Origin of the sequence: Pseudomonas sp. B21-041 (assembly GCF_024748675.1) — a bacterium.
Classification (GTDB): Bacteria; Pseudomonadota; Gammaproteobacteria; order Pseudomonadales; family Pseudomonadaceae; genus Aquipseudomonas; species Aquipseudomonas neuropathica.
This window is the reverse complement of the sequence record NZ_CP087175.1, coordinates 3,342,470-3,355,489: the sequence shown is the minus strand read 5'-3', so window position 1 is coordinate 3,355,489 and position 13,020 is coordinate 3,342,470. Positions and strand designations below refer to the sequence as shown.

Annotated in this window: 6 protein-coding genes; all 6 read left to right on the top strand. The window is 61.5% G+C overall.

Annotated features, from left to right (window positions below):
* The first annotated feature begins 16 nt into the window (after nt 1–16).
* The 6 genes from LOY43_RS14910 (at nt 17) to LOY43_RS14885 (ending at nt 12,914) form a co-directional block, all read left to right on the top strand.
* Entirely contained in the window at nt 17–1,792 is a 1,776-nt protein-coding gene (locus LOY43_RS14910) for a type I secretion system permease/ATPase (RefSeq protein WP_258708273.1), read from the top strand.
* Entirely contained in the window at nt 1,789–3,138 is a 1,350-nt protein-coding gene (locus LOY43_RS14905) for an HlyD family type I secretion periplasmic adaptor subunit (protein ID WP_258708272.1), read from the top strand. Before LOY43_RS14910 ends, LOY43_RS14905 begins: the two co-directional genes overlap by 4 nt.
* Before the next feature lie 2 nt (nt 3,139–3,140).
* Nucleotides 3,141–4,511 (top strand): TolC family outer membrane protein, encoded by a 1,371-nt coding sequence (locus LOY43_RS14900; protein WP_095126057.1) that lies wholly within the window; start codon nt 3,141–3,143, stop codon nt 4,509–4,511.
* A 437-nt stretch (nt 4,512–4,948) separates the two neighbouring features.
* Nucleotides 4,949–7,900, top strand: a complete 2,952-nt coding sequence (locus LOY43_RS14895; RefSeq protein ID WP_258708271.1) for an autotransporter serine protease — start codon at nt 4,949–4,951, stop codon at nt 7,898–7,900.
* Between the two features lie 192 nt (nt 7,901–8,092).
* Nucleotides 8,093–11,170, top strand: coding sequence for an autotransporter serine protease (locus LOY43_RS14890; RefSeq protein ID WP_258708270.1), 3,078 nt, complete (start codon nt 8,093–8,095; stop codon nt 11,168–11,170).
* A 55-nt stretch (nt 11,171–11,225) separates the two neighbouring features.
* Nucleotides 11,226–12,914, top strand: coding sequence for a polyurethanase (locus tag LOY43_RS14885; protein WP_258708269.1), 1,689 nt, complete (start codon nt 11,226–11,228; stop codon nt 12,912–12,914).
* Nucleotides 12,915–13,020: the final 106 nt, after the last annotated feature.

The window sequence follows — 13,020 nt, the reverse complement described above, 5'->3', positions numbered from 1 at the left end:
ATTTCAGGAAGAATCGATGAAGATGGCGAAGGCCCCAGCCACCGCTCCCTTATTCAAGGCATTGGCTGACTATAAAAGTATCCTGATCAGCGTCGGCTGCTTTACCGCACTGATTAACGTGCTGATGCTGGTGCCCTCCATCTATATGCTCCAGGTCTATGACCGGGTGCTGTCGTCGCAGAACGAAACGACCCTGGCGATGCTGTCGCTGATGGTGGTCGGTTTCTTCGCCTTTATCGGCCTGCTGGAAGTGGTGCGCAGCTTTATCGTGATTCGCATCGGCAGCCAGTTGGAGCGCCGCTTCAACCTGCGCGTCTACCAAGCTGCGTTCGAGCGCAACCTGTTCAAGGGCGAGGGCAACGCTGGGCAATCACTGGGCGATCTGACGCACATTCGTCAATTCGTTACCGGGCCGGCGCTGTTCGCGTTTTTCGATGCGCCATGGTTCCCGGTCTACCTGTTTGTGATTTACCTGTTCAACGTCTGGCTCGGTGTGCTCGCCACAGCAGGCGCACTGCTGCTGATCGGCTTGGCCTGTCTCAACGAATACATGACCAAAAAGCCGCTGGGCGAAGCGGCCGGTTATTCGCAGAAGTCCAGCCAGTTGGCCACCAGCCATTTGCACAATGCCGAAACCATTCAGGCGATGGGCATGCTGGGTTCGCTGCGTAAGCGCTGGTTCCAGGTGCATTCGCGTTTCCTCGGCCTGCAAAACCAGGCCAGTGACACCGGTGCGGTGATCAGCTCGTTGAGCAAAACCCTGCGCCTGTGCCTGCAATCATTGGTGTTGGGCTTGGGTGCTTTGTTGGTGATCAAAGGCGACATGACCGCCGGGATGATGATCGCCGGTTCGATTCTGATGGGGCGTGTACTGAGCCCGATCGATCAGTTGATTGCCGTGTGGAAGCAGTGGAGCGGGGCGAAACTGGCTTACCGCCGTCTCGATGCGCTGCTGCAAGCGTTCCCTCCCAGCGACGACGCCATGGCGCTGCCGGCGCCGAAAGGCCAGATCACTTTCGAACAGGTCAGCGCCGGCCCACCGGGACAACGTGCGGCGACTTTGCAGATGGTCAATTTCAACTTGGGCGCCGGTGAAGTGCTGGGTGTGCTGGGTGCTTCCGGTTCCGGCAAGTCGACGCTGGCCCGTGTGCTGGTCGGGGTCTGGCCTACCCTTGGCGGCACCGTGCGTCTCGATGGCGCGGATATCCATCGCTGGAACCGCGACCAACTCGGTCCCTATATCGGTTATCTGCCGCAAGACATCGAGCTGTTCAGCGGCAGCATCGCCGAGAACATTGCGCGTTTCAGCGAGGCCGATCCGCAGAAAGTCGTCGCCGCTGCGCAACAGGCCGGCGTCCACGAAATGATCCTGCGCCTGCCGCAAGGCTACGACACGCAACTGGGCGAGGACGGCAGTGGTTTGTCCGGCGGCCAGAAGCAGCGTGTGGCACTGGCGCGTTCAATGTACGGCACGCCGAGTCTGGTGGTGCTGGATGAGCCGAATTCCAACCTCGACACCGTCGGTGAAGCGGCATTGGCCAGCGCCATCGCCGCGCTCAAAGCCCAAGGCACTACGGTAGTGCTGGTCACGCACCGTTCTTCGGTGTTGGCCCAGGCCGACAAACTGCTGGTGCTCAATGACGGGCGTCTGCAAGCCTTCGGCCCGAGTCAGGACGTGCTCAAGGCACTTTCCGGCCAGCAAGAACAACAACGGGAAAAAGCTGCACCGGCACCGGGCGGGCTCAGCATGAGCCGACAGTATCAGCCCTCGACAAGGAATTCGGGTGTATGAGCAGCGTAAGCATGAACACTGAAAACGAAGCGAGCATGGAACACGCCTACATCACCGAACGCCCAGAACGCGATGCGAAGTTTTTCGCGCGCATGGGCTGGATTCTGGCGATCGTTGGCGCCGGCAGTTTCTTCACTTGGGCGGCCCTGGCGCCGCTCGATCAAGGCATTCCGGTGCAAGGCACGGTCGTCGTGTCGGGTAAGCGCAAAGCCGTGCAGTCGATGAGCAGCGGCGTGGTCAGCCGGATCCTGGTGCGCGAAGGCGAAATCGTCAAGCAGGGCCAGCCGCTGTTCCGCCTCGACCAGACGCAAGTCGCCGCTGACGTGCAGTCGCTGCAAGCACAATACCGCATGGCCTGGGCCAGCCTTGCGCGCTGGCAGGCCGAGCGCGACAACCTCAAGCAAGTGACCTTTCCCGCCGAGCTGAGCAATGACCCGGATCCGCGCCTGGCGCTGGTGCTTGAAGGTCAGCGGCAACTGTTCAGCAGCCGTCGCGAGGCTTACTACCGCGAGCAGGCCGGACTGCGTGCGAGCATCGAAGGCGCCACCGCACAACTGGCCGGCATGCGCCGCGCCCGTACCGATCTCAATGCCCAGGCCGACTCGCTGCAACAGCAGTTGAGCAACTTGCAACCGCTGGCCGACAACGGTTACATCCCGCGTAACCGCTTGATGGAGTACCAGCGGCAACTGTCGCAAGTGCAGCAGCAACTGGCGGAAAACACCGGCGAAAGCGGCCGGGTCGAGCAGGGCATCCTCGAGTCGCGGCTGAAACTGCAACAGCACGCCGAGGAGTATCAGAAGGAGGTCCGTACGCAACTGGCCGACGCGCAGCTGAAAAGCGTGACTCTGTCGGAGCAACTGACTTCCGCCGGTTTCGATCTGCAACACAGCGAAATCATCGCCACTGCCGATGGCGTCGCGGTCAACCTCGGCGTGCATACCGAAGGCGCGGTCGTGCGTCAGGGCGAAACATTGCTGGAGATCGTCCCGCAAGGCACCACGCTGGAAGTGGAAGGGCACTTGCCGATCAACCTGATCGACAAGGTCGGCGCGCATTTGCCGGTGGACATCCTGTTTACCGCGTTCAACCAGAGCAAAACCCCGCGTGTACCGGGCGAAGTCAGCCTGATTTCCGCCGACCAGATGATCGATGAGAAAACCGGCGTGCCGTACTACGTGTTGCGCAGCAGTGTCAGCGATCAGGCCATGGAAAAACTCAACGGTCTGGTGATCAAGCCCGGCATGCCGGCAGAAATGTTCGTGCGTACGGGTGAGCGTTCACTGCTCAACTATCTGTTCAAACCGCTGCTTGACCGGGCCGGCTCTGCGCTGACCGAAGAATAAGGATGTTCGGCTGTATGAATAAGCTTTCCACGCTCGCAGCAGCATTCTTGCTGCTCGCGAGTCACTCGGCAGTGGCGGCCATGGGGCCGTTCGAGATCTACGAACAGGCGTTGCGCAATGACCCGGTGTTCCTCGGCGCGATAAAGGAACGCGATGCCGGCCTGGAAAACCGCGCCATTGGCCGCGCCGGCCTGTTGCCGCGCATCGGTTACACCTACAACAAGGGTCGCAACTCGTCGAAAGCTACGTCTCTCGACGAGCGCGCGCGTAACCGTACCGACGATCGTAACTACAGCAGTTACGGCTCGGCGCTGACCCTGCAACAACCGCTACTCGACTACGAGGCTTATGCCGCGTATCGCAAAGGTGTCGCGCAATCGTTGTTTGCCGACGAGAACTTTCGCGGTAAGAGCCAGGAGTTGCTGGTTCGCGTACTGGACAACTACACCAAGGCACTGTTCGCGCAGGACCAGATCGACATCGCTCAGGCGAAGAAAAAGGCGTACGAGCAGCAGTTCCAGCAGAACGAACACATGTTCAAGCAAGGCGAGGGCACGCGTACCGATATTCTCGAGGCTGAGTCGCGTTATGAACTGGCGACTGCCGAGGAGATCGAGGCGCGCAACGAACAGGACGCCGCGCTGCGGGAGCTGGGTGCGCTGGTGGGTACGCCGGCGGTGGACATCGGTGATCTGGCGCCGCTCGATCAGAACTTCCAGACATTCGCGCTGATGCCTGCCAATTACGACACCTGGCATGAAATGGCGGTGAGCAATAACCCGAATCTGGCTTCGCAACGCCAGGCCGTGGAAGTCGCGCGGTATGAAGTGGAGCGCAATCGCGCCGGGCATCTGCCGAAAATCAATGCCTACGCCTCGATGCGCCAGAACGAATCGGAAAGCGGCAACACCTACAACCAGCGCTACGAAACCAACACCATCGGTTTTGAAGTCAGTGTGCCGTTGTATGCCGGTGGCGGGGTGTCGGCGTCGACGCGTCAGGCCAGCCGCACTATGGAGCAGGCCGAATACGAACTGGACGGCAAAACGCGTGAGACGCTGATCGAACTGCGGCGGCAGTTCAGTGCCTGTTTGTCCGGGGTGAGCAAATTGCGCGCTTATCAGAAGGCATTGAGCTCGGCGGAAGCGCTGGTGGTGTCGACCAAGCAGAGCATTCTCGGTGGTGAGCGGACCAACCTCGACGCGTTGAACGCCGAGCAGCAGTTGTTCACCACGCGCCGTGATCTGGCGCAGGCGCGGTACGACTATTTGATGGCCTGGACCAAGTTGCATTACTACGCCGGGACCTTGAACGAGCAGGATCTGGCGCGGGTGGATGAGGCATTTGTGGTCGCTCAACAGCCCTCACCCTAACCCTCTCCCAGAGGGAGAGGGGACTGATCCGGGGATATTGCAGAAGTACACCGACTTGAACGAGCGGCACCGAATCCAACATCGAGCCGGTTTTTCAGGTCGATGCGAGACCAGCTGAATCCACAATCGACGCGGTTTTTCACGTCGATGCATGACGCAAGACACCTCGGTCAGCTCCCTCTCCTGGGGGAGAGGGCTGGAGTGAGGGGATGAGCGACCCGGTTTTTCAGCTCGATGCATGACGCAAGGCACCTCGGTCAGCTCCCTCTCCTGGGGGAGAGGGCTGGGGTGAGGGGATGAGCGACGCGGTTTTTCAGCTCGATGCATGACGCAAGGCGCCTCGGTCAGCTCCCTCTCCTGGGGGAGAGGGCTGGGGTGAGGGGAACAGGCGACACCGCAAAAGAACCTGCATAAAACAATAAAAGTGAGTGGTGAACATGGACGTACGCATCAAGCCAATTTCGGTCGGTACCCTGCTGCTTGTGATTTCCGCAACACAGGTTCAGGCGCAATATCTCGAAACCGGCCAACCCGGCGATCCCGGCAGTTGGCGCAGCGCCGAATTCCTCCGCGACTGGGGCCTGAGCCGGATGCAGGCCGAGCAAGCCTACGCCGCCGGCATCACCGGTAAAGGCGTGAAAATCGGCGCCCTCGACTCCGGTTTCGATGCCGCCCACCCGGAATTCGCCAGCGACCGCTATCACCCGGTACCGGCCAGCGGCAGCTACATTGACGGTTCACTGTTCAACGTCAATGGCACCCTCAACCCCAACAACGACTCCCACGGCACGCATGTCGTCGGCACCATGGGCGCCTCACGCGACGGTACCGGCATGCACGGCGTGGCGTACAACGCACAAATCTACGTCGGCAACACCAACAAAAACGACAGTTTTCTCTTCGGCCCCAACCCCGATCCGCGCTATTTCAAAGCGGTATACGACGCCCTCGCCGATGCTGGGGTGCGCGCGATCAACAACAGTTGGGGCAGCCAGCCGCCGGATGTCAGCTACCGGACACTGGCTGATCTGCACGCCGCGTACGCTCAGCACTGGAATAAAGGCACCTGGCTCGACGCGGCAGCGGATGTTTCCCGGCGCGGCGTGATCAACGTATTCAGCGCCGGCAACAGCGGCTATCCGAACGCCAGCGTGCGTTCCGCGCTGCCGTACTTTCAGCCGGATCTGGAGGGCCACTGGCTGGCCGTGTCGGGCCTCGATCAAAGCAATCAGCAAAAGTACAACCAGTGCGGCCTCGCCAAATACTGGTGCATCACCACGCCGGGGGCGAAGATCGACAGCACCATTCCCGGTGGTGATTACGCGATCAAGTCCGGCACCTCAATGTCGGCGCCGCATGCGACCGGGGCACTGGCGCTGGTGATGGAACGCTACCCGTACATGACCAATCAGCAGACGCTCGAAGTGCTGCTGACTACCGCAACGCAACTGGATGGCTCGGTCACCGCTGCGCCGACCGAGCGGGTCGGCTGGGGCGTGGCCAACCTGAACCGGGCGATGCGCGGGCCAGGGCAATTGCTCGGTGCGTTTGATGCCAACTTGGGGGCAGGGCAGCGCGATGTCTGGAGCAATGACATCTCCGACAAGGCGCTGATTCAGCGGCAGGCTGAAGACCTTGCTGAGCACAGTGCCTGGCAGCAAACCCTGCAAGACAAGGGCTGGCAGAACGGCGTTGCTGCCGGTGCCAGTCAGCAGGATCAGACCGATTACGCGGTCGGCACTGCCCGTGATGCGGCAGCGGCGAGCAGGATTTATCAAGGCAGCCTGATCAAGTCCGGCGGCGGCCAGTTGATCCTCACCGGCGACAATACCTATCGCGGTGCGACCACGGTCAATGGCGGCTTGCTCACGGTCAACGGCTCGCTGACTTCCGCTGTAACGGTGAATGACAGCGGCAGCCTCGGCGGTTCCGGCCGGATTGGCGCGTTGACCGCCAATAGCGGCGCTCGCGTGGCGCCGGGCAACTCCATCGGCACCTTGAACGTGGCCGGTGACGTGATCTTCGCGCCCGGTTCGACTTACGCCGTTGAACTGTCGCCGACCAGCAGCGACCGCATCGTTGCCGGGGGCACAGCCACTATCAGCGGCGCCACGGTCAGCCTGTCGCTGGAAAACAACCCGACGCTGCTTAGCACCAGCGAGGCGCAAAGCCTGCTCGGTCGCCAGTACGACATTCTGCAAGCGGCTGGCGGCATTCAGGGCCAGTTCGGTGCCGTGCTGCCGGATTACCTGTTTATCGGCGGCAGCCTCGACTACGCCGCCAATGGCATTCAACTCGATATCGAACGTAACTCGACCACCTTCGCCAGTGTCGGGCAAACGCCGAATCAGCGCTCGGTGGCCGCTGCCGTCGAAGGCCTGGGCGCGGGCAATTCGGTCTACGAAAGCCTGTTGCGTTCACCCGATGCGAGTTCCGCACAACAGGCGTTTCAGCAGTTGAGCGGCGAGATCTATCCGGCGTTGAGTTCGATGCTGATCAACGACAGCCGCCAGTTGCGCGATGCGGTGGGCGAGCGCCTGCACGATACCAATGCTGCGCAAAGCAATGGCTGGGTCAAGGCGCTCGGCGCCTGGGGCACGACCGATTCGAGCCACGACACGGCGGGCTACAACACCTCGATTGGCGGGCTGCTGGCCGGTGTCGATGGCGCGCTGGACGAGCAAACGCGCATCGGTCTGGTCAGCGGTTACAGCGACAGTTCGCTGAGCATGGGTTCGGGCACGCATTCCTCGGCCAAGGTCGACAGCTATCACCTCGGCGCGTACGCCGGCCGTGAAGTTGGCGCCTGGCGCTTGAGCACGGGCGCGGCTTACAGCTGGCATCGCGCCGATGTGAAACGCGATCTGCAATACGGCGATGTCAGTGGCAAACAGAAAGCCAAAGTCGACGCGGCGACCACGCAAGTGTTCGGCGAAGCGGCTTATCGCCTGCACCTGCAACCGCTGGCGCTGGAGCCGTTCGCCAATCTGGCCTACGTGCATCTGGACACTGAAGGTTTGACCGAGAAGGGCGACGCTGCGGCGTTGAAAAGCTCCGGCGATCAACGTGACGCGGTGCTGAGCACCCTCGGTGTGCGGGCGATCAAGACGTTCAATCTTTCGCCCGCGCAATCACTCGACGTGAGTGGCCATCTCGGCTGGCAGCACAGCCTCAGCGACATCGATTCCGAGCAGCATCTGCGCTTTGCCAGCGGTGGCACGCCGTACGCGGTGGAGAGTTCAGCGCTGGTGCGTGACGCGGCGTTGGTCGGCGTGCAGGCCAGCCTGGCGCTGAGCCGCGATGTACGGGTCAACCTTGATTACAACGGACAACTGGCCAGTCGCGAAAAGCTGCATGGCGTTGGCTTGAGCCTGAACTGGCAGTTCTAAGCAAGATAACCCGGCTTCTGGTGATCGTTCCCACGCTCCGCGTGGGAATGCCTCTAGGGACGCTCTGCGTCCAGTGACGCGGAGCATCACGGGCTGCATTCCCACGCGGAGCGTGGGAACAATCAACGACGATCATCGCCCTCAGTGGCAACGATCAGGATTTTTCGCAACATCACTAAGGAAGGTCGCTGGATGAATAACAACAATACCCCTGCGCAAACGGGGGGCCGCTTTGCCCTGAAAACCCTCACGCTCGCCGTACTCTGTGCCATCGGCACCGCCCATGCCGCGCCCTATGTGGAAAGCGGTCGCACGGGCGATCCATCGAGTTGGCGCAGTGCCGAATTTCAGGCCGATTGGGGCCTGGGTGCGATCGGTGCCGATCACGCCTACGCCGCCGGGTATACCGGCAAAGGCGTGAAATTGGGGATCTTCGATCAGCCGGTGTACGCCGCGCACCCGGAGTTTTCCGGCAGCAACAAAGTCGTCACTCTGGTCACCAGCGGGATCCGCGAATACACCGACCCGTACATCCCGGTCAAAGCCGGCGATGCGTTCCGCTATGACGGTTCGCCCTCGGTTGGCTCCGACGGCAAACTCGGCGCCCACGGCACCCACGTCGGCGGTATCGCCGCAGGCAGTCGTGATGGTGGGCCGATGCACGGCGTGGCGTTCGGTGCGCAGATTATCAGCGCCGACAACGGTGACCCGGGCCCGGAAGACGGCATCGTTCGCGGTAACGACGGCGCGGTGTACAAGGCCGGTTGGGATGCGCTGATCGCCAGCGGCGCGCGGATCATCAACAACAGTTGGGGCATCGGCATCACTGACCGTTTCGACCTCGGTGGCCGCGATCCGGCGTACCCGCATTTCACCGTCAACGACGCGCAATTGCAGTTCAACGAGATCCGCACGCTGCTTGGCACCAAGCCCGGTGGCGCCTACGACGGCGCGATTGCTGCCGCACGCAGCGGCATCGTAACGATCTTCGCCGCCGGCAACGACTACAACCTCAACAACCCGGACGCCATCGCCGGCCTTGGCTATTTCGTCCCGGACATCGCGCCGAACTGGATCACCGTCGCCGCGTTGCAGCAGAACCCGGACCAGGCCAGCGCCAACCCGTACATCATGAGTACGTTCTCCTCGCGCTGCGGCTACACCGCGAGTTTCTGCGTCTCGGCGCCGGGCACGAAGATCTTCAGCGCGATCATCGAAGGCACCAACGCCGACAACCTGACCACCGGCTACAAAAACTACAACGGCACCTCGATGGCCGCGCCACACGTGGCCGGTTCCATGGCGGTGCTGATGGAGCGCTTCCCGTACATGACCGGCGATCAAGTCGCCACGGTCTTGCGCACCACCGCCACCGATCTCGGCGCGCCGGGCATCGACGCTTTGTACGGCTGGGGCATGATCAACCTGCGCAAAGGCATCGACGGCCCGTCGATGTTCGTCACCGAGCAGGACATTCCAGCGGAATTCCGCATCGACGGCGCTTACGGCTCCGGCCAGTTTGTCGCCGATCTGCCGGGCATCGGCGCAATCATCGATCAGGGCAAACCGACCGAACGCGTGTGCACCGATATCACCTGCGGCCTCGACACCTGGCGCAACGACATTTCCGGCCACGGCGGGCTGACCAAGCAAGGTATCGGCACGCTGGTGCTGACCGGCAACAACACTTACAGCGGCCCGACCCTGGTCAATCAGGGGCGTCTGGCCATCAACGGTTCGCTGCAATCGGCGGTGACGGTGAATGACGGCGGCATCCTCGGCGGCAATGGCCACATCGGCGCGCTGTCGGTGAACAGCGGCGGTACGGTCGCACCGGGTAACTCCATCGGCACCCTCAACGTGGCCGGTGACGTGACATTTGCACCGGGTTCGACCTACGCCGTAGAGCTGTCGCCGACCAGCAGCGATCAGATTATCGCTACCGGCAAAGCCGTGATTGAAGGTGCCACGGTGAGCATGTCGCTGGAAAACAGCCCGACGTTGCTGACCACCAACGAGGTGCAAAGCCTGCTCGGCACGCGCTACAACATCCTGCAAGCGGCGGGTGGAATTGAAGGGCGTTTCGGTCAGGTATTGCCTGACTACGCGTTCCTCGGCGGCACCCTTGCGTATTCGGCCGATGGTATCCAGTTGGCGGTCGGCCGTAACGACGCCTCGTTCGCCAGTGTCGGTCTGACGCCAAACCAGCGTGCGGTCGGTGCGGCGGCGGAACGTTTGGGCGCTGGCAATGCGCTGTTCGAAACCCTGTTGCTGTCGCCGAATGCGGCGTCGGCGCAGCAAGCCTTCCAGCAACTGTCCGGCGAGATCCATCCGGCCATTGGCACGATGCTGATCAACGACAGCCGTTACCTGCGTGAAGCGGTGGGCGAGCGTCTGCGTGAGCGTGATCTGTTCAACGCTGGCGCACCGACCGACGATCGCAGCAACGCCTGGGTCAAGGTCTTGGGTTCGTGGGGCAAGAGTGATGGCGGGCATGACAATGCCGACTCCAACAGCTCCATCGGCGGCCTGCTAGCCGGTGTCGATGGCTTGATCGCTGAAGATACCCGTCTGGGTTTCGTTACCGGTTATAGCGACAGCTCGTTGAGCATGGGCAGCGGCACGCATTCGTCGGCGTCAGTCGACAGCTACCACTTGGGTGCGTACCTGGGGCATCAGATCGATGCGCTGCGTCTGACCGTCGGTGGCGCTTACAGCTGGCATCGTGTCGACGTCAAACGTGACCTGCAGTTCGGGGACGTCAGCAGTAAACAAAAGACCAAGCACGATGCCGCCACCACTCAAGTGTTCACCGAGGCCGCTTATGATCTGGGCCTGCAACCGATGAACCTGGAACCGTTCGCCAATCTGGCTTACGTGCACCTCAATACCGAAAGCTTCACCGAGAAGGGTGATGCCGCAGCGTTGAAGGGCGGTGAGGACAATCGTGATGTGGTGCTGTCGACCCTCGGCGTGCGCGCCAAGCGTTCGTTTGCCTTGTCGGATCAGCATCAGCTGGAACTGGGCGCAAGCCTGGGCTGGCAGCACAACCTGAACAACGTCGATGCCGACAGCCATCTGGCGTTTGCCAATGGCAACAGCGCGTTCACCGTGCAGAGCGTGTCGATGGATCGCGATGCGGCGGTGGTCGGTGTGCGTGCGGGTCTGGCGCTCAATCGCGATGTGCGGGTGAACCTCGATTACAACGGACTGATCGGCTCGAACGAGAAGGACCACGGTGTGGGTCTGACCCTCGACTGGCAGTTCTAAGGCGTACCGGCAGTTCTGCGGAGCTGCCGGTTTTTGAAGGAAGAGAGAGCACAACATGGGACTGTTCGATTATAAAAATGCCGATGGCAAAGCGTTGTACAGCGACGCCATCGCACTGACGCTGTACGCCTACACGCCGACCGGCAAGCCTCTGCCGGCCACCGCTTGGGCACCGCTCACGGCAACCGCGCTGGGCTATCAGGGCAAGGTCGGGCCGCAGGGCACGTTCTTCGGCGAGAAGGACGGCTTCACCAGTGCCGAGGCCGAAGTGCTCGGCAAATACGACGCTGCCGGCAAACTGATCGGCATCGGCGTGGCCTTTCGTGGCACCGGCGGGCTGGGTTACAGCGACACCTTCGGCGACCTGAAAAACAACCTGCTGGCCGCCATCGGGCCGTCGGATTACGCGAGCAATTACGCTAAAAACGCTTTCGACAATTTGCTCAAGGCGGTCGCCACATTCGCCATTGCCAACGGCATTGCCGCCAAGGACGTGCTGCTCAGCGGTCACAGCCTCGGTGGGCTCGGGGTCAACAGCGTGGCCGAACTGAGCGCGAGCAACTGGGGCGGCTTTTTCAAGGATGCCAACTACATCACCTTCGCCTCGCCGACTCAGAGCAGCACCGGCAATAACGTGCTGAACATCGGGTTCGAAAACGACCCGGTGTTCCGTGTACTCGACGGCACCACGTTCAGCAGCGCCTCGATGGGCAAGCACGACAAGCCGCACGATTCGACCACCGACAACATCGTCAACTTCAACGACAACTACGCGTCCACCGCGCAGAACCTGGTGCCGTTCAGCATCGTCAATCCGCTGAACTGGTCGGCCCACAGCTCGTTGGGCTATGCCGATGGCTTGAATCGGGTCATCGATTCCAAGTTTTACAACCTTACGCATAAAGACTCGACGATCATCGTCTCCAATCTGGAAGAAGCTTCTCGCGGCAAGACCTGGGTCGAAGATCTCGGCCGCAGTGGCGAGCCGCACACCGGCAGCACGTTCATCATCGGCACCCAGAGCAGCGACTGGCTCAAGGGCGGCGCGGGCAACGACTTCCTCGAAGGCCTGGGCGGTGATGACCGGTTCCGTGATGACGGCGGTTACAACATCCTGCTCGGTGGCCAGGGCCACAACACCTTCGAACTGCAGAAACCGTTGCAGAACTTCAGCTTCGCCAACGACGGTGACGGCACGCTGTACGTACGCGATGCCTATGGCGGCATCAGCATGACCCGCGACATCGGCGCGCTGGTGAGCAAGGAGTCGGGTTCGTGGTGGGGCAGCAAGGAAATCACCTGGGGCGTTACGGCCAAAGGTTTGACCAATGGCAACGAACTGACCCAGTACAACCACTCGCTCAGCGGCGATGGCTACGGCAATGCGCTGCACGCCACGGCTGACGGTGACTGGCTGTTCGGCCTCGGTGGCGATGACAAGTTGATCAGCGACAAGGGCCATGTGACCTTCGTTGGCGGTGCTGGCAACGACGTGATGACTGCCGTGGGTGGCAGCAACACCTTTCTGTTCAGCGGCGCGTTCGGTTTTGATGCCATCAACGGTTATCAGGGCAGCGACAAACTGGTGTTCATGGGCGTCGAGGGCGCGGGGCAGGGCTATGACTACAAACAGCACGCGGCGCAGGCCGGCAACGACACCGTGCTGAAGATTGGCGACTTTGCCGTGACCCTGGTCGGGGTGGGAGTGGCTAACCTGTCGGACTCGGCGTTCGTGTTCGCCTAAACAGTAATCCTGTAGGAGCTGTCGAGTGAAACGAGGCTGCGATCTTTTGATCTTGCTTTTAAGAGCCAAGTCAAAAGATCGCAGCCTTCGGCAGCTCCTACAGAGG